A 17,832-nucleotide genomic window follows, 5' to 3' on the forward strand; every position below is an offset into this window, starting at 1 on the left:
CGTGACCAAGCCCTCCACGATCATCCTCACCGCCCTCGACCTGGAGTACGAGGCGGTCAAGGCACACCTCACCGGCGTCGAGACGCACCGCCACCGGGCCGGCACCCTCTTCGAGACCGGCCGCATCGGCGGCTGCCGGGTCGTCCTCGGCCTGGTCGGCACCGGTAACCAGGCCGCCGCGGTCATCACCGAGCGGGCCATCACCGAGTTCGAGCCGTCGGCCGTGTTGTTCGTCGGCGTGGCGGGAGCGCTGTGGCCCCACATCGAACTCGGCGACGTCGTGGTCGCCAACCGGGCGTACGCCTACCACGGCCTGACCAGCGAGGACGACGGCGACAAGGCCCGCCCGCGAGCCTGGCAGACCTCCCACTGGGCCGAGCAGATCGCCCATCACCTGGTTCGCGGCAACGCCTGGACCAAGTATCTGGCGCCCGGAGCAGAGATCCCGAAAGTCCACTTCGGGCCGATCGCGGCCGGTGAGGTCGTGCAGGACTCGGCCATCTCCGCGCACGCCAAATGGGTGCGGCAGACGTACAACGACGCCAAGGCCATCGAGATGGAGGCCGCCGGAGTGAGCGAGGCGGCGCATTTGAACGGGTCGCTGCCCGTCGTGGTCATCCGAGGCATCAGCGACCGGGCCGACGGCACCAAGGTCACCTCCGACGGAGCGGGCTGGCAGCAGCGGGCCGTCACGAACGCGGCGGCGCTGGCCGCCGCGCTGACCGAGGAAATGTCCAAGGAGATCAAACCGAGGAACGACCCCAGAAAGGCGGCCGGCAAGCCCATGAACGAGCGCGTGACGAACATCGCCCGAGGCAACGCCCGAGTCGGCGTCATGGCCGGCGCCATTCACGGCGACGTGAACCTGAACCAGGCGCCCGAGGAGCGGGAGGACCCCGAGGTCCTGCTCGCGGAGTTGCGCCGCAGGCTCGGCGCGGCCAGGCGTGATGGGGTCGTCGACGAGGCCACCTACAGCCACGCCGGTCAGGAGATCGACACCGCGGCCGACTCTCTGGCAGAGGGAACGTCCGAGGGCAAGAGCACCGCGCTCATCGCGCTGAAGAAGGTGAACGGCCTGCTCATGGACGTGGCCGACCTCGCCGCACGGGTCGTGGCCATAATCGCGGCGATCAAGGGCTTAGGGTGAACGAGACCGTCAACCATGTAGAGGACTCCATGGTCGGCGTTCTGGCCGACGTCGTTCACAACGTCTACCAGAACTTCTACGAGCAGGCGAAAGCCTTAACGGCTGCCGAGTCTTTCGATATCGGTCTGGGCTACCTGCACAGAGGGGTGCCCGACAAAGCCAGGGAGCACATCACCGACGCGGTGACCCGTGGCCATGTGAGCAGCCGATCCTATCTCTATTTGCTGCTCGCCCTGCTGAGCGGCCGCACTCTTCAACAGGTGGAGAAGTCCGAGTTCGAGCTGCTGCGTTCCCTGCGGAGCAAGCTGGAAGACCAGGCCGGCGACTCGTGGTCACAGGCGATCCGTGCGATCAACGATCTTCTGGCCACGCTGGTGAAAGAGGACCTCGACCCGCAGGCTGTCAACGACCGGCTTAAGGAGGTCCATCCCGAAAGGCGAGAAGAGATCCTTCGCCATCTGGACATCTTCCTCAACGGCCCCATTCTCGATGGCCTATGGACACGGACGTCCGACTCGGCGAACGAGAACCGCTTCGAGAACAACCGTCTCGAGAGGGCCTGGAAGTTCTTCCACCCCGAACCGGCCGGCGCGCGGGCGCGGCTGCCCATGCCGAGCCGAGTGACCTTTGGCGACCGGGCGCGCGCCTACGCGTACACGGGGGTCGGCACGTGGTGTCTGCTCTGGCTGGTCGTGGTCGCGTGGCAGAGCAACTGGTCGGCTGCGGTCGTCGGTCTCCTCCTCTTCGCGGGCGGAGCCCGCCTAGCCGTTCTCGACCTGTCCGAATGGCGTTCCGCGCAGCCGCGAAAAACGGTCGGATTCAGCCGCCTTCCCCGCGTGGCCGCCCCGGCAGGAGGTTTTGCGAACAAGGTCGATCGGAAGTTAGACCAACTCTTCGCGAAATACGCTCAGGAAGACATCACCCGGGCCGTTTGGCTGGAGGAGACCCAAGACGCGCGCAGCGTCCTTCGAGATGAGATCGTCGAAATCTACAGAGACGAGAGAACCAGCGCGGACGAGGTCGCGTGGCTCATCGAACACTTGGTGGCCGGCATCAGAGCGCGTTGGGAGAAAGGGACCCTGCGAGACTCCGGTGAGCCGCGCGCTGTCCCCTTCTCCAGGAAGGCCTTGGTGGCCTGCGGGGCCGTCGCCGTGCTCGTCGGCACCGCAATCATGACATGGAGCGCCATCCACATCCGGCCGGTCACCGGACTGCTCGACACCACGGTTCTCCTCGCCTGCGTGTGGGCCGCCGTCGGGCGATGGTCCTTCATCCGCGCGGAGCGACGAAGGGCCGAGGCAGAGACGGCAAAGTACAAAGCCGTCATGGCCGATCGGTTGGCCGCTTACGAGAGGTGGAAGCAGCAGCTGGCCGACAGGCCAAACGACACCGAGATGGCCGAATGGCTCGACCACGACCGCAAAGCGCTGCTGGCCGAAGCCATGACCCGCTGGAAGCTCACGGCGAGGGACATCGTCGCGCACACCTTCATCGAAAGGCCCTTGCGGCCATATGAAAGAGCCCGTCTGGCCGACGGCCCGTGGCGCTATTCGCGGTATCGCATCCAGGTGCTGCTGCTGACTAGTGACGGCGTCCGGCAGATCGGTATGAGCCTCGAATTTCTCAACGGTGAAATTCGCCCCGGAGTTCGGTTCAGCTACCAGTACGACAAGGTGGTGTCCGCGAAGGTGCAGCCGGTCTTCGGCCGAATGACCTTCGAGCTCACGCTGGTCAACGGCGACCCCATCAAGATCACCGTGGCCGATGAGGACGCGGACCTGCCCGAGGTCACCGAGCTGACGCTCGACGCGGCCGGCCTCGGCAACACCCTGCACCTCCTCGAGGGGATCGCGGCGGAGGGCAAACGGTGGATCGGCAACGAGCGGGCGCGGGAGCGGGAAAAGGTGAAGGAGCTCGCGGAGGCCGCAAGGGTGATCTTCGACGGGCCGTCCAGTGATCCGCCAATGTCCACTGTCTAGGGTCGAAACCATGGATTACGTACGTTTGGGGCAGACCGGTCTCAAGGTCAGCCGCATCTGTCTCGGCATGATGAGCTACGGCCAGCCCAGCGAAGCCGCCAGCTGGATCCTCCCCGAAGACCAGTCCGAACCCCTGGTCCGCCAAGCCGTAGAAGCCGGCGTCACCTTCTTCGACACCGCCGACGTCTACTCCGCCGGCGCCTCGGAAGTCGTCACCGGCAACCTGCTCAGGAAGTTCTTCGAGAGCAGAGACGACTACGTCCTCGCGACGAAGGTCTTCTTCCCCGTCCGCCAAGGCCAGAACGACAAGGGCCTGTCGCGCAAGCACATCATGGCCGCCATCGACGACTCCCTCACCCGCCTGGGCACCGACTTCGTCGACCTCTACCAGATCCACCGCTGGGACGACGAAACCCCCATCGAAGAGACGATGGAAGCCCTCCACGACGTCGTGAAGGCCGGCAAAGCGAGATACATCGGCGCGAGCTCGATGCGCGCCTGGCAGTTCGCCAAGGCCCAGCACGTCGCGGAGGTCAACGGCTGGACCAAGTTCGTGTCGATGCAGAACCACTACAACAAGTACTTCACTTGTCGCGGGTAGAAGACCATCACCGTGTAAAGCGACCCCGGATTCCTCGACGAGACGACGAAGGCCGGTTGAGCTGCCGAAATGCTCCCAGCCATACCGCCCGAGGCCAGATCCGCAAGCCTAAAAGATCTTCAAGCAAGCCCGATCAGCGACGAGTTTCTCTACAAGGTCAAGGCGGCCCGCCTTTCGGCAGGCCGCGTAGAGGCGTGTAGCCCGCTCCACCCACGCCCAGCAATGTCGACTGGAATCAATGCCAGATAAGCATCAGAACGTTTTCATGGGTTTATCTGGGCGGTACTATTGACCAATCGCAAACGAAGATCGAAAAGATGAACGATAACGGTCGGGTCATAATTCATCCGACGTCGGACCCAAATTCATCACCTCGAACCGGATGACTCCACGAGGTGCTACCTCAACAGGTCGGATTAAGATTTGATCCCGCTTCAAACCATCATAAATATTTCAACTTTCACAGTAGGCGCCATAGCGGTCCTTATGCTGATTTTCGGCTTCGTTAGATATGTAACATCTAGCAGAGAGTCGTCTACTGTACAATCCGCCAAGAATGTCATCCTATATGCCATCACTGGCCTGGCAATCGCACTCTTGTTGAACGCGATCATGGTTTTTGTCTTAGGAGACCTAAGCTGGGATCTCCAAATCGATACACTATGGCTCCTGGTCGCAATCTTCATTATCGTTGCAGTGGTGGCAGCGTATTTCCTTGTGGCTTATGTGTTCCAAAAGCGTCTGGCCGCCGAAATCAAAAAAGAGCGCATAAGGTTGAGTTCAAACAATTTATCCCAACTAATAACCATCCTCGAAAATACGCCAAGCGACTTTTTCTTGGAAGTTCTCCGTGAGGCGCGCGACGGTGGAACGGAAATCAACTATCAGGCACTGGCCCAAAGACGCCATGACAGTAAGTTTGGTACCGACCGCCATTTCGATAGAGGTTTCGACCTACTCGAAGTAAGCGATAGCGAGGATTCTGCTCCCGCCGTCAGGGCCATAGCTTCGGGGCTTGATGCCATCTTCCGAAAGTTGGGCCCCCCACCCGAAGGCAGCATCAAAGACGTTAAGCATCCCGTTCGGGGCGATGGCGGTCGCACATGACTAAGAATACTCCGAACAACTCGGATGCCAGTGGGCTTGAAATTGCGCTGCAATGGGCTGAGCTTCCGACCGATCACTTGCAAGTTGCTCTCGCCGCCCTAGAACCCCAGCTGCAGCGAGAGCACGAAATTAGAAAGATTAAATTACAGCACGATCGCGAAAGCATCAAGGAGCGACGCAATCACCTTTTGTATATGACAGGACTCTATATGGCGTTTACCATTTCAGTTGGAGCCATCGCTGGAGCAACGGTCGCAGGGTTAGAGGGAAACCTTCCCCTCGCCCTCATTTTGTGCGGACCTACAATTCTATCCATCATTGGAATATTCGCCCTCAGGAAGAGTTCTGCCTCGCAGATCCGCGAAGCTTCCAAACAACAGAAAGAACTGCTAGCTTCGGCGCAATTAATGCAGCCTTGACTAGCTGTACGTGTCGCCGAAGACGCCTTTCGGGGAGGCGATCAACTTAACCAAAAATCTCATAGTATTAGTGGTCACTAGGCGGCCGAGCCCCCGCGTGGGCATCGAAATCATGATCGTGAAAGACTGACCCAAGCACAGCCAGCGAGACCGAGCTCGACGATCCGTCGATCCCGACTAGCATCGCTCATCGAGCTTGGGAGACAGCCATGCACTTTCGAACACTCGGACAAGGTATGCAGGTGTCGGCCATCGGTCTGGGCTGCATGGGGATGTCTCAGGGCTATGGCTCGAATCCCGGCACGCACCATGACATGGTCAGCGTGATCCGGACCTCTGTCGATGCCGGGGTGACGTTCTTCGACACTGCCGAGATTTACGGCCCATTTGTCAACGAAGAACTCGTGGGTGAGGCTGTCGCCCCCATCCGTGATCAGATCCAGTTGGCGACTAAGTTTGGCTGGGACATCCAGGACGGTAAGTCGGTTGGTCTGAATTCACGGCCGGAGCACATCAAGAAGGTCGCCGACGCCTGCTTGCAAAGACTCGGAGTCGAGACGATCGACCTGTTCTATCAGCACCGGGTAGACCCCAACGTTCCAATTGAGGACGTCGCCGGGACGGTCGGCGAACTGGTTCAGGCGGGCAAGGTCAAGCGCTTCGGCCTGTCCGAAGTAGGAGCCGACACCCTCCGCAAGGCGCACACGACCTACCCAGTCACCGCAGTCCAGTCGGAGTATTCGCTGTGGACGCGAGACCCCGAGCCCGAGATTCTGCCCACCTGTGCGGAGCTGGGCATCGGCTTCGTACCGTTCAGCCCCCTCGGCCGCGGATTCCTCACCGGAGCCATCGACCCCAGCGCATCCTTCTCGCAGGGCGACATGCGAGCCACGATCCCGCGTTTCCAGGCCGAGAATCTCTCCGCCAACCAGGCACTCGTCAACCACGTCCGTGCTCTGGCTGAAGCCCAGGGCGTCACCCCGGCGCAAGTCGCCCTGGCGTGGCTACTGGCCCAGGCGCCCTGGATCGTGCCCATCCCCGGAACCCGATCGTTGTCCCGGCTTAAGGAGAACGCAGGGGCTACCGAGGTCGGGCTATCCGCCGATGAACGAGCCGATCTCGACGCGTTGGCCGCCCGAGTAGGCGTAGCCGGTGATCGATACTCCGAGGCCCACATGAAGCTCGTAGGCCATTGATCATCACGTATAGAGCGGCAGTGCTCCGCGCCGCCGTAAGGCGGCCCTCCGCTCTGCCACTCGCCGGGCTGCGGCCTGGGGGCCGGTCCCGGCGGCGGCAGCTCTGGGCCGCTTCGCCGCACCGGCCGGCCGCCACACCGAACGCACTCGCCGCACCCCGGAGCACTGCCGCTCTGAGTCGAGGATGGGCCGGGAAACACTCGCCAGACGAGCGCTCAACCCGGCCCATCCTCTGGACCTCCGAAACAGACCGAGCAAGCGGGGGCTATCACTCGGCGCTCCTCGTCCGCACCCCGAGGAGCCATGCCGTTCCGGAGGAGTCATAGGAATTGGCTGCCGCGCGGCTTCCGTTCCTCAGTCGCTGGCGCTCCCTGCGGTACGGGTCCACTTGCCATCGGAATATCCCAGCCGATCACCGTTGATCGCTTGGAAGACCCCCCATGTTCAGCGGCCCCCAGAATGCGCGGGAGTCCCCGTAAATCGGTGGGACAACGTGGCTCTCACGTGCCCTTACGTATTGCTCACTGAGACGATGAGCCGCCCCGGCGACGCTGTGGGCGTAGGTGGCGAGAGGGTGCCCGCGACGACTGAGGCCGGGAGCCTGCCACCAGATCACCACCCCATCGGCCCGCGCGATCAGGCCATGCCAGATGCACACCGCCACCAGGCCGCGATTGAGCTCGACGAGGTAACTGGGCACGTTGCGCCTGGCCAGTTCGGCGATGAGTTGTTCTCCGGCCATGCGGGCGCTCACCAGCCCACCACCGGACCAGCCATTTCGGCCGTGCGCATCCGGTCACGAAGATCGTGGATGTCGGTGGAGTCGACGATCACGGGGCAGGTGGCGGGCCAGGCCGCGAAGGCCCAGAACCGTCGACTGGCGACGCCGTAGAAGACCACCCAGGCCGATTCGACGAGATCGAGACCCGCAGCCGTCGCCCTCATCGCCGCGTCCCAGTTGGGTTCCCCGGGCTCAGTCTTCACTCCCGGTGGACCGTTTATGTCCCGGTACCGTACGCCTCTAGCATGTTGCACGGGTCGCGCACCTCCACGTGTGCGATCAAGGATCCGTCCTCGTGTGCTCGCACTTGGGCGGATCCGACTTATCCGGCATTTGCGGCAAGAGTTGATCGTCTGCCACTTACTCGGGATCTGCCGCAAGCATGTCTAGACTCGTAGTTGGATGACCACGGATTCCTTGTCCGCATGGCGTCCGCACTCTGCGGACAAACAAATCCGCCACGACCGAAGGGCCGATCTTGGAGAAATTCGGCGCAGCCTTACGCCGTCTGCGTGGTGATCTCACGACTCGCGAACTCGCCAGCCGTGCCGCCGTATCCAAGAGCCACATTTCCGATTTGGAGACAGGCCGACGCGCTCCCAGCGCACAAGTCGCCACTGCTCTCGACAGGGCGCTTTCCGCCAACGGCGAGTTGGTCGCGCTCTACTCCCGATCGATCTCTGCCGCACCGCATTACCAAGCACCCGCAGAAGCATCGGGAACGACGGACTACGTTTCGGAGATCCGAGACACGAACCTCCACCTGATCGCTCTCGACTCACGGTACGGAGGAACCGGAATCGCGGACGTCGCGCTTCAGGCGTTCCGTTCCGCAAGGCGAACGATCGCGACCGGGGCGCACACCGCCAACGAAACCGACCTCCAGGCCGCCACAGGCGAAACCGGTGAGATCGCTGCTTGGTGCCTGTACGACGGAGACCGACTGGACGAGTCACGCGTCGTCACCCACGAGGCGATGTTCATGTCCCGGCTCGCAGGTGACCGGGCCATGGAACTCTTCTCACTCTCCCATCTGGCCCTGATCGACCTACATCAGCGACACTCACGCGACGCCTTACGCATCGCCGAGAGCGTCATGGATCCCGGATTCGTCGCCCCTCGGCTCGGAGCTCTTTTCAAGATCCGGGCAGCCCGCGCGCTGGCTCAATCAGGAGACCGGCGCCGATCGCTCGAGACTCTCGCCCAGGCCGAGAGCGCGTTGCTCGACTCGGTTCATCCGCATGACCCTCACTGGACGTGGTGGCTGGACTCCTCGGAGATGGCTGTTCAAAGAGGCCTGCTCTATCTGGAGTTGGGTGAGTACTCGGCGGCGATGCCTCACCTAAACGACGCCGCGCACGGCCGGATACGCCGCGACCCCTACGCCCCGGCGAATGGCACGAGCATCACAGCGCACGGCGAAGAATGGGGCCGCGCGGCGTACAACGACCTGATTCATCTCTTCCTGGCGCTGGCCATGGCGGAGGCGTGGTCAGACGCCGAGTCGATCGCCGCGACTGTCACCGAGTTCACCCGCGAGGTGGTCTCGGCCCGCAGTGAGGTGATGTTGAAGACGGCCGTCAGGCTCGTCTTCTCGGCAAGTCCTCAGGGGGGACCATCAGGGAGCCTGCTCGATCTCTCGGAGGAAATCTGCCGCGCTCGAGCGTGGTCCGTCACTCGGTAGAAAACCGTGCCGTGATGCGTCCATAGAAGTGCACGTCGGCGCACTTCTTCATAATGCGCAATACTGCCGATATGTCATTGCATATGACGCGGACGACACAAGAGCCACAAATGCATTGCTCTTTGTGCTGGATTAATTCTCAAAGACAGCATGCATCATATTGATGGATACACAAGCGATTGAGTATATCCATTTCCTTGAACAGAGGCGCCGCAACTTCAACACGATGGCTTTCTGCCCAGATAACCGATCGCCGGCCGACTATGACGGAGATTCGAGGTAAGCGATCATCCAAATGCATCCTCATGGAAGTAACGAGTTCAATCGTCGACCGACGAAATACCGCCTCCACGCATCAGCCTCTCAACAGGAAGGACGACGGCATTCGCGAGGGAGACGTTACAAACGGTACAATGAGTGACGACCAGAGGGCTGATATGCCCGTGAATACAGGCGTAGCCGGATAGAATCTCAGTTGGCGCTTCCCCCCAATAATCGGGGCGCATCATCGAGCGGATATCGACAGGGCGAGTGTCCGTCACCTCCCAACCTTGTTCAGACGGGGTCGAGGAGTCATCAGAGGTGAAAGTTTGGCCCTCCGGAGTCAAGCGTAGGGCGTCGATAATATCTGCTGGAACACGAAAACGATCCTCGGGATGGAGTGCGACTATTTTTCTAATCACCTCGCGTAGCTGTGGAGTCGCATCGAAACCCTCCATAATCAAGTTCCCACTGATTATATTGGCCACCACAGCTGGTAAATTATCTGCATTCTCATACGGAATCCGACCGGTCAGCGCAAAGCACATAACCACTCCGAGGGAATAGATGTCACCCCTGATGTCGACAGGCATGCTGGAGATGCTTTCTGGAGACATGTACGCGGGGGTGCCGATCAGAAGGTTCGCATCGGTGACAACGGTCATATCTGAGCGTTTAGCAATTCCGAAGTCAATGATGACCGCTCCCGATGAAGGCGTCATCATAATGTTGGATGGCTTAAGATCGAGGCGAAAGACTCCTTGTAGCCTTAAATATTCTAGAGCTTCGGCCACCTGTAACGCCATCAGTGTCACATCCTCAGACGGAAGAGGTCCTTGGGTGTCAACCAATTCCTGGAGCGTAATCCCATCAATCAGATCCATGATAAGGATAGGTAGGCCGTCGTCTCCAGAAATGACCTCCAGAGTTCGGACAATGCGCGGATGACGAAGCACGACCGCGATCGTGGCTTCTCGGTCGTAACGAGACGCCAGCTCAGGATTCAAGCGGTCGCCACTGTGTGGCATCTTAACGGCGACTTCACGTCTAAGTCTTTTGTCGCGAGCGCGGTAGACACGGCTCATTCCGCCTTCCCCGATCAGTTCGACCAGTTCGTATCGATCAGCAATGGTCCGCAATACCGACTCCAACACGGTCCCGTCCATAGACTGGCCAGCGGATCCCGCAGTTGTAGAAGTGTCCAAACCCAGCGGTACTCGGAGTGACACAGCTAGCGCCGCACGCTCGCTCTCATTGCCCCATGCAATGCCCAGAAGTTGAGCCGCAACCTCATCGGCGAGTTTGTAAGAGACGACACCGCCTTCAGCCTCTTGGCCGACCATCGTGGCGTCTGCGCGCTCAGGGTCGCGCACCACGACAAGAATTTCATGGTCTGTCAGGTGACGCAGGAGACGATTGACGCTTCGGCGGGCGATACGAAGGAGCGGATCTAGTTCAGGTTCCTCGGCGGAACCCTCAATATCCAGTACTGTGAAGGAATCCCCTTGCCGCCTGAGAATCCAGTCCACAACGTAATAGCCCATCAGCCGCCATCGATCCTCGTCGATCTCCTCACGGAACAACCGCTCGCGGTGTCCTCTGCTGAAATACGCTCCTAGCAATTCCTCCAGCCGGGCGTAGAAAGCCACACGGACTTTGTCTGCATCATCGATTACTAAGAAAGGGCGGCCTCGCTCCCAGCGGATAAGATCTCCGAATTCTTGGAGAAGGCGACGCGGAACCCCTCGCGCCTTGAAGCGTAAATAGCTTGCGAGCTCATGGGCCGCTGGCGAGTCCCCGTCCTTTAGAACATGCTTGACGAGCATGTCAGGCGCATGCCAAATACAGGGAACATAGCGGCGCCATGCGAAAACACTTTCGTACACACCGTTGCCTCGACTGGAATCACGGACCGCGTGGTCATGGAGATCGGGTCCAGCGGCCACCAAGAAATGCGCTCCACGCATTGTCAACGTATTTTTGATACTACTGAGCAGGTGTTGCACTTCGTTCAGCCCATCCGGGCTTGATGTCAATTTATCGACTTCATCGAGGACGATTACGAGGTGTACCTTCGCTACTTTTCGACGCCACCAGCGCCGGGCCGGTGCCGGGCGGCTGAGGAGCTTTATGATACGAGCTAGGTCGTGTTCGACATCGCTTTCCGCATAGGTGAGGTAAGAAGCCTCCATGGCGAGCGACTTGGTGCGTTTGGTGGAAAAGCCGACGCTCGGGACGAGCCAACCCGCCGGACCACTGAGCTTCTTAATGGCTGTACCCACCCCCAGCTGCAGCGAGGTCCCACGCTCCGACGCATCGGATCGGGTTTGCTTTATCCCGATCGACGTTCTAATGTATGCCAACATGAGCGCACGCTGAGTTGTTTCATCCAGGCGTGCAATGACGTTCTCATCCGCGAGCGCCTCATAAAGACGGCGAACGATCGCGAACAATAGATGCTCTGCCGCAATGGGGCGTGCGACATTAATAATGATCGGTACCACGATTTCGCCGGTCGTAGTGCTGGAGATGACTCCCAGAGCTTGCATTATAATTGTACTTTTCCCCACACCGCGGAATCCGGTGATAAGAAACGTTCCACCCTTGGACTGTTCAAGTCGCTGCCTGAGCTCTTGAATAAGGCCCTGATTACCAAGAAGGGGAAGATCCTTCTCATCCACTTGAAGTGGTTCGTGAACGTATCGAAAAGATTCTTTCAGGGGTAGCCTTAGCATCTATCCCCAGCCTCCCAACACGCTTGTTTCAACTATTGAGCGTAGTCATATGATCACCCATGGTGGGCGACATTGGCAATAGCTGGCCTACGATCACGAACTATCAAAATTCTTCGCCATGAGGGAGCGCACAGTTCGCAGCTAGCTACAACGAGGAGGGCTTGCGGGATCGTTCGGCAAGGGTGGCGGCACTATTCGGCCGCCCAAAACGTCGAGTTGAACTAAAGTGTTAGTCATCAATGACCGTAATCGACCCGCAGTCACCTTGGCTGATAGCGCGACCTCGTGAGGCGCCGGAGCTTGCTTCCGCCGTAGCCATCCTCCGCCCGCCGAACTCGATTTGCTCGCCCTACAGGTCCCCATGGCATTCCGCCGGCCCACCACTCCCGCCGTTCAACTCTGAGAAACCTGCCGTCGTTCGTTCTCACGCTTGATGCGCCGGGCCGTCGACACCTGTTGCCGAGCGATCTCGGCCCAGAAGTGTTCGCCCTTGCCGTGCCCACTCCCCGCGTACCGCCACTGCAACATGGTCACCGTCTCCCGGTCATCCTCTGCCAGTCCCAAGGACGCGCGAGCCAACGACCTCCGGTAGTTCGCGCGGACCTGGCGGAGAGCGCCCAAGGTCGTCGAGTACTGGCGGGACCTGGTCGAGAAGTGGCCCCGATAACCGAGCATGTGCGCCCACTGTTTGAGTCGTAGGCGGTCGAAGCCCGGCATCATCGACAGCGCCCAGCAGGTGTAGATCATCCTCCGGGCGTGCTCGCTCACCTTGAGGTCGTCGATCTGTTCGGGACGTCTCACCCGCCGGTCCACCGTTCCCGCCGACTCAGCGCCCTTGGTGGCGTACTTAGCGATGTAGGCCGCCACCCTGCCGTCTGTCATGCCGCCCAGTTCCGCGCCGAGGTAGACCGGCTGCACGTCGAGTTGCCGACCCCACCGCAGGACGACGCGACGCCCCTCGTCTCCGCGTACTCCTGTCAAGGCCGTCACCTTTACTCGTTCGGCAGTTCGCCTGATCGCCTCGTCCAGCAGGGGAACGGTTGCCCAGGACGGAGGAGGATCGCCAGGACCGGCCGGGCCGTCGAGCCGAATCACGGCGTGGAAGTGAACCAAGCCGCGCGTCTGGTATTCGGCAACCTTGGCGTAGGAGACGCGCAGGTTCCGCCGCAACTCGGCACGGGAGATGCCACGCTGCCCGGCGAGGGTGGTCAGCACGTCCCGAGTGAAGCAGCGCCACAGCTCCCCGGCATGAGCGTTCCACAGGACCGCGCCCGAGTAGTCGAAGCAGTCCGCGCAGATGGGCTGTCCTAGCCGCGAGTCGTCCTGACCATGACGCACCCGGCACCCTTCCGGCCGCCCATGCACACAGAGCGGATCGCCCCGCCGAGGACGGCACAACAGAGCCTTGCCCGCACGCTCACGACGGGAGTGCACCGCCCCGAAGGACGGCGCGGTGAACGTGGCGAACACGCGAGGATGCGCGCTGACCTCCTCTGGCACGCCCTTGCCGCCCTGCAACCCGGAGATGATCAGGTGGAAGGTGTCGTCTCGGTACACCTCAGAGCAGGCCGGGCACCGGGAGGCCCGCCTGTTTCCGCAGGCGGTCAGCAGGTAGCCGGTAGGTTCGTCAGCCGTCCGGTAGGTCTCGACGATCTCGCCGGTCTGCGCGTCGGCAACGTACCGCTCACCATGCAGCCGGATCGGTTGAGCGCACCCACCCGTGGCCTTGACCATCTGCTGCCAGCGAGGAAAGTCCGGCAGCCCCGCCCGTTCGGCAGCGGCGTACATGTCGGCGGTGAAGGGACCGGTCATGAGGCCATCGCCTCCTCGCCAGTAGACGAGGAGGCGGGTTCGTCGATGTCGCCACTGATCTCGACACCGAGGATGCAGCCGATTCGCTGCCACTTCTGTTCTGACCACCGGGGGCGTTCGGCAGCTTTCTTCCTGCCCCACTCACGAGCTGAGGTTGCAGGGCGCAAAGTCAAGCGGTGACCTCCTAACTCTCGAAGGAGTGGAGGCACGCCAGAAAGCAAGCTCACAGGTGGGGCCGTCGCCGCGCGCAGCAGTGCCAGCGCTGACGACAAGCCCAGACGAGTCGCTTCATCGAGAGTTATTTGGAGGCAATCATGTATTGGCTATTTGGTGTGGAAACGTTCTCCACTGGCGCCACCCGGCGGCCGAGAGCCCACCCCAGCCTCATCTTTTATTTTTGTTTGTTGGCTTAGGTCAGCGATTCGCGGTCGAACAAACCGCTGGGGAGCTACCCCGCGCCAGGCGCCACCCCGGCATGCGACTCGTAGTTGCCTGAGAGCCACTCGCGTGTCTCCGTGCCATCTACAACTACCAGGCCACACCGACAGTTCCCGAACGTGATTCAGCCTTCAGACCAAATGGGGTCCAGGAGGTCGGGATTGAATACTTTGCTCCCCTTGATCCCCGGATAAACGATCACCGCTCGAAACGCCTCGCGCAGATAGGCCCGCTTCGTGGACAGCGGCATACCGCCTTCCTCCTCCGGCAGATACCAGCGTCGACGGAAGTCCTCCACATCGATGACCTGCCGGGCCGTCTCGCGCTCCACCGCCGCCGTGTGCCTCTTCGACTCGCCGCGAAGGCGAGCGATGGTCTTCTCCAGGTCGCCGGCCAACTGGAAGAACAGGTCATTGGACATGCCGCCGGAATTCCACTGAACAGAGAGCGCCTTAAGACGTACTTGCGCGTCGTTCAGTTCTTTCGCGCCCGCCCACTCCTGAGGCCGGACTCCCTGCCGCCGGCCCATCTCCTTGTCTTCGAGACTCGCCAGCAGCGCCTCAGAGATGAACTCGTCCACGAGGTCACCCCGCCGCGAGACACCACCGCAGCCGCCCTCTGACTTGGACGGGCAGGCATATGCGTGCTGCCTGACATCCGTCTGCCCGGTCACCCGCAGTTTGGTGTTGCACAGAACGCCGTCCGGCCCCGCCTTCCCACACCGCAGGATGCCGACCAGCAGATAGCGCGCGTCCCGGTAGTCCGGCGAATGAGCCGGACCAAGTTCGCCGTTCCGCCGGACGAAGTGACCCTTTCGCCCGTCGAACATGTCGCGGATGGTCTGCCATTCCTCCGGAGAGATGATCGTCTCCCAGACGCCTTCCACCGGGTTGCCGTCAGGACCACGGACGAGTTCCCCGCCGATCTCCCGCCACCCGCACAGACGCGGGTTCGTCAGCACGACCTTGAGCGACCGCGAGATCCAGTCGTTGCCGAGGCTGGTCTTCACGCCGAGGCGCTGCCACTCCATGACGATCGAATACACCGACCGGCCACCGATGAAGTCCCGGGCCGCCTTGCGCACAAGATCGGCCTCAGCCGGGTCGAGAGTGCGTCGGTCGTCCTTCCACCCGAACGGTCGAGGCCCGCCACTCGGTACGCCGCGCTGTGCCCGCGACTGGTGAGAAGTGCGCATCCGGCGCTGCATCTTGCGGACCTCCATCTTGGAGATCACCGCCCCGAACAGGCCCATGCTCTCCACGTCTTCGCTGTACAGGTCCTTGACCTGCCGCTTGTCGGCGTAGACCCGCCCGTCGCGGTGAGTGAAGGCATCCACGACCCGCTCGTAGTCACCGGGACGCCGCACCAGCCTGTCATCAGCGACAACGACCAGGCCGGAAACAGGAGCGCCCTCGGACAGCTTGCCCGCCTTGAGGACCTTCAGCAGGAGCTCGAAGTCATCGCGCACTACATCCATCTTGGCGGCCGACTTGTCGTTGTCGGTGAACTCCGCCACCACGACCCAGCCATTCTGCTTGGCTGTCTCGTGGTTGATGCGGTGCTGGTCCTCCACGCTGTGCTCATCCCGCCGAAGGTCGGCGGAGGCGCGAGCGTAGGACACGACCGGGATCATCCCGCTGGTCAGCGCTACCGAGAGCTTCTGCATGCGCCTCATCATGCATGAGATGCGCAACTACAACCTCCTCTACCGCGAGGAGGAACGCGAGATGATCCCGCTCTGCGCCGACCAAGGCGTCGGTCTCATCCCCTGGTCCCCTTTGGCAAGGGGCCTCCTGGCCCGCGCCGGCCAAACCCGCCACACCACCCGCCAGGAAGGCGACGGCGACCGCCAGCGTTTCCTCTACGGCGGCCCCGGCGACGCCGACGTCCTGGCCAAGGTCGCCGAACTGGCAGCAGAGCGCGGCACAGCCCCGGCGACCCTCGCGCTGGCCTGGCTGCTCCACCAGCCCGGCATGGTCGCCCCCATCATCGGCGCCACGAAAGACGGCCACATCGCCGACGCCCTGGCCGCCATCGGCCTCGACCTGTCAGACAAGGAACGGGCAACCCTGGAAGAGGGCTACCAGCCCAGGTCAGCCCACTTCTGAAACCGACACCGCCCGATACGGATACCCGTCCTGCCCCGGCGCCTCGAACTCCAGGTCGACGGCCTGCCCGGCCCTCAGCGCCCGGTAGCCGTCGGCCTGGATGTGGCTGAAGTGCGCCCAAGCGCCCCCGGGCGTCTCCGGCGAGTCGATCACTCCCCACCCGAGGTCGGCGTGCCACTCCCGTACGACCCCTCGAACGCCCATACCCGGACGATACAGTCGCGACCATGGCGCCCATCGAGTTGTTCCAGCGTGTCGCGGCCACCGTCCCGGCCTATGCCGCCTTCCTGAGGGAACACGCCGTCGACCCCGCCGCGATCAGGACGCCGGAGGACTTCGCGACGCTCCCCTTCACGACGAAGGACAACTACACCCGCCGCCACCCCCTCAACGACCTCTGCCGCGACGGCGTGCTCCAGGGCATGATCGCCGTCTCCTCCGGCTCGACCGGCGAGCCGTCGTTCTGGGCCAGGACCGCCGACGACGAGAAGGTCATCGCCGACCGCTTCGCCCAGGTCATGGACGGCTTCGGCAGAAGACCGACGCTGGCCGTCGTCTGCTTCTCCCTCGGCACCTGGGTAGGCGGCCTGTTCACGCTGGCCTGCATCAGGCACCTGCAGGACCGCGGCTACCCCATCACCGTCGTCGCCCCGGGCAACAACCCCGCGGAGATCCAAAGGGTGGTGCCCCAGTTGGCCCCGCTCGCCGAGCAGACGGTCCTGTTCGGCTACCCGCCGTTCGTCAAGGATGTCATCGACACCCTCGACCTCCCCTGGGCGTCGTACAACATCAAGATCGTGACCGCGGGTGAGGTCTTCTCCGAGGAGTGGCGTTCGCTGGTGGCCGAGCGGGCCGGGATCGCCGACCCGGTCACCTCCTTCGCGTCCCTGTACGGCACCGCCGACGCCGGCGTCCTGGGCAACGAGACACCCCTGTCCATCGAGATCAGGCGCCATCTGGCCGCCCACCCGGAGAAGGCCAGGGAGCTGTTCAAGGCCGACCGCCTGCCGACGCTGGTCCAGTACGACCCGGCGGTCCGCTACTTCGAGGAGTGCGACGGCACCCTGCTGTTCAGCGGCGACAACGGCATCCCGCTGATCCGCTACCACATCGCCGACGAGGGCGGCCTGATCCCCTACGCCGACATGCTGCGACAAATTGGAATCCGCCCGCAGCACGACGGTCCCGAGCTCCCGTTCGTCTACGTCTTCGGCCGCAGCCGCTTCGCCGTCTCCTTCTACGGCGCGAACGTCTACGCCGAAAACATCTCCGTCGGCCTGGAACAACCCGAGGTCAACAAGGCGGTGACCGGCAAGTTCGTGCTGAGCGCCCCCGAAAGCGCCGACGGCCTGCACGTCACCGTCGAGCTGGCCCCGGGCCACGACCCGTCGGAAGACCTCGCCAAGGAGATCGCCGCCCAGATCGTCACCCATCTCCGGCGGCTGAACAGCGAGTTCGCCCATTACGTCCCCGAGCGCAGGCAGCTGCCGCTGGTCACGTTGCGGCCCTACGCCGACCCCGCCGACTTCCCGCCCGGCGTCAAGCACCGCTATGTACGCTGATC

At 62.2% G+C, this 17,832-nt stretch carries 14 protein-coding genes and 1 pseudogene; 9 read left to right on the forward strand and 6 right to left on the reverse strand.

Features of this window, described 5'->3' with window-relative positions; all coding sequences use genetic code 11:
- The first annotated feature begins 1 nt into the window (after nucleotide 1).
- The 6 genes and pseudogenes from AW274_RS02675 (at nucleotide 2) to AW274_RS02690 (ending at nucleotide 6,449) form a co-directional block, all read left to right on the forward strand.
- Nucleotides 2–1,147, forward strand: a complete 1,146-nt coding sequence (locus tag AW274_RS02675) for a 5'-methylthioadenosine/S-adenosylhomocysteine nucleosidase family protein (protein WP_062428972.1) — start codon at nucleotides 2–4, stop codon at nucleotides 1,145–1,147.
- Nucleotides 1,144–3,126, forward strand: a complete 1,983-nt coding sequence (locus AW274_RS02680; RefSeq protein WP_062428974.1) for a hypothetical protein — start codon at nucleotides 1,144–1,146, stop codon at nucleotides 3,124–3,126. Before AW274_RS02675 ends, AW274_RS02680 begins: the two co-directional genes overlap by 4 nt.
- Before the next feature lie 10 nt (nucleotides 3,127–3,136).
- Nucleotides 3,137–3,703, forward strand: a pseudogene (locus AW274_RS02685) (aldo/keto reductase); the annotation flags it as partial.
- Between the two features lie 621 nt (nucleotides 3,704–4,324).
- Nucleotides 4,325–4,834 (forward strand): hypothetical protein, encoded by a 510-nt coding sequence (locus AW274_RS39980; protein WP_157519732.1) that lies wholly within the window; start codon nucleotides 4,325–4,327, stop codon nucleotides 4,832–4,834.
- Entirely contained in the window at nucleotides 4,831–5,253 is a 423-nt protein-coding gene (locus tag AW274_RS39985) for a hypothetical protein (protein WP_157519733.1), read from the forward strand. Before AW274_RS39980 ends, AW274_RS39985 begins: the two co-directional genes overlap by 4 nt.
- Before the next feature lie 209 nt (nucleotides 5,254–5,462).
- Nucleotides 5,463–6,449: an aldo/keto reductase gene (locus tag AW274_RS02690; protein ID WP_062428976.1), complete on the forward strand. Its 987-nt coding sequence runs from the start codon at nucleotides 5,463–5,465 to the stop codon at nucleotides 6,447–6,449.
- A 412-nt stretch (nucleotides 6,450–6,861) separates the two neighbouring features.
- Here the strand turns inward: AW274_RS02690 and AW274_RS39990 are convergent, their stop codons facing one another.
- Complete coding sequence (locus tag AW274_RS39990; RefSeq protein ID WP_157519734.1) at nucleotides 6,862–7,203, reverse strand: hypothetical protein; 342 nt, start codon at nucleotides 7,201–7,203, stop codon at nucleotides 6,862–6,864.
- On the reverse strand, nucleotides 7,200–7,433 hold the full coding sequence (locus AW274_RS02695; RefSeq protein ID WP_157519735.1) for a hypothetical protein: 234 nt from the start codon (nucleotides 7,431–7,433) through the stop codon (nucleotides 7,200–7,202). Before AW274_RS02695 ends, AW274_RS39990 begins: the two co-directional genes overlap by 4 nt.
- A gap of 275 nt (nucleotides 7,434–7,708) precedes the next feature.
- Here AW274_RS02695 and AW274_RS02700 point away from each other — a divergent pair, with 275 nt between their 5' ends.
- Nucleotides 7,709–8,914: a helix-turn-helix domain-containing protein gene (locus AW274_RS02700; protein WP_198168989.1), complete on the forward strand. Its 1,206-nt coding sequence runs from the start codon at nucleotides 7,709–7,711 to the stop codon at nucleotides 8,912–8,914.
- Nucleotides 8,915–9,234: 320 nt separating this feature from the next.
- On the opposite strand, the gene AW274_RS38830 is transcribed toward AW274_RS02700, so the two are convergent.
- The 3 genes from AW274_RS38830 to AW274_RS02710 all read right to left on the reverse strand — a co-directional run bounded on the left by AW274_RS38830 (nucleotide 9,235) and on the right by AW274_RS02710 (nucleotide 15,826).
- Entirely contained in the window at nucleotides 9,235–11,856 is a 2,622-nt protein-coding gene (locus tag AW274_RS38830; RefSeq protein ID WP_198168990.1) for a protein kinase domain-containing protein, read from the reverse strand.
- Nucleotides 11,857–12,303: 447 nt separating this feature from the next.
- Nucleotides 12,304–13,722, reverse strand: a complete 1,419-nt coding sequence (locus tag AW274_RS02705; protein ID WP_063813056.1) for a replication initiator — start codon at nucleotides 13,720–13,722, stop codon at nucleotides 12,304–12,306.
- Between the two features lie 562 nt (nucleotides 13,723–14,284).
- Nucleotides 14,285–15,826: a recombinase family protein gene (locus AW274_RS02710; protein WP_062428982.1), complete on the reverse strand. Its 1,542-nt coding sequence runs from the start codon at nucleotides 15,824–15,826 to the stop codon at nucleotides 14,285–14,287.
- Nucleotides 15,827–15,845: 19 nt separating this feature from the next.
- Here AW274_RS02710 and AW274_RS02715 point away from each other — a divergent pair, with 19 nt between their 5' ends.
- Nucleotides 15,846–16,268, forward strand: coding sequence for an aldo/keto reductase (locus AW274_RS02715; RefSeq protein WP_232319948.1), 423 nt, complete (start codon nucleotides 15,846–15,848; stop codon nucleotides 16,266–16,268).
- On the opposite strand, the gene AW274_RS02720 is transcribed toward AW274_RS02715, so the two are convergent.
- On the reverse strand, nucleotides 16,254–16,472 hold the full coding sequence (locus AW274_RS02720) for a cold shock domain-containing protein (RefSeq protein ID WP_062428985.1): 219 nt from the start codon (nucleotides 16,470–16,472) through the stop codon (nucleotides 16,254–16,256). The two genes, AW274_RS02715 and AW274_RS02720, sit on opposite strands and share 15 nt — an antisense overlap.
- 23 nt (nucleotides 16,473–16,495) lie before the next feature.
- Between AW274_RS02720 and AW274_RS02725 the strand changes: the two genes are divergently transcribed.
- Nucleotides 16,496–17,830 (forward strand): phenylacetate--CoA ligase family protein, encoded by a 1,335-nt coding sequence (locus tag AW274_RS02725; RefSeq protein ID WP_062428987.1) that lies wholly within the window; start codon nucleotides 16,496–16,498, stop codon nucleotides 17,828–17,830.
- The last annotated feature ends 2 nt before the right edge of the window (nucleotides 17,831–17,832 follow it).

It is taken from the genome of Herbidospora daliensis (assembly GCF_001570585.1).
Lineage (GTDB): Bacteria > Actinomycetota > Actinomycetes > Streptosporangiales > Streptosporangiaceae > Herbidospora > Herbidospora daliensis.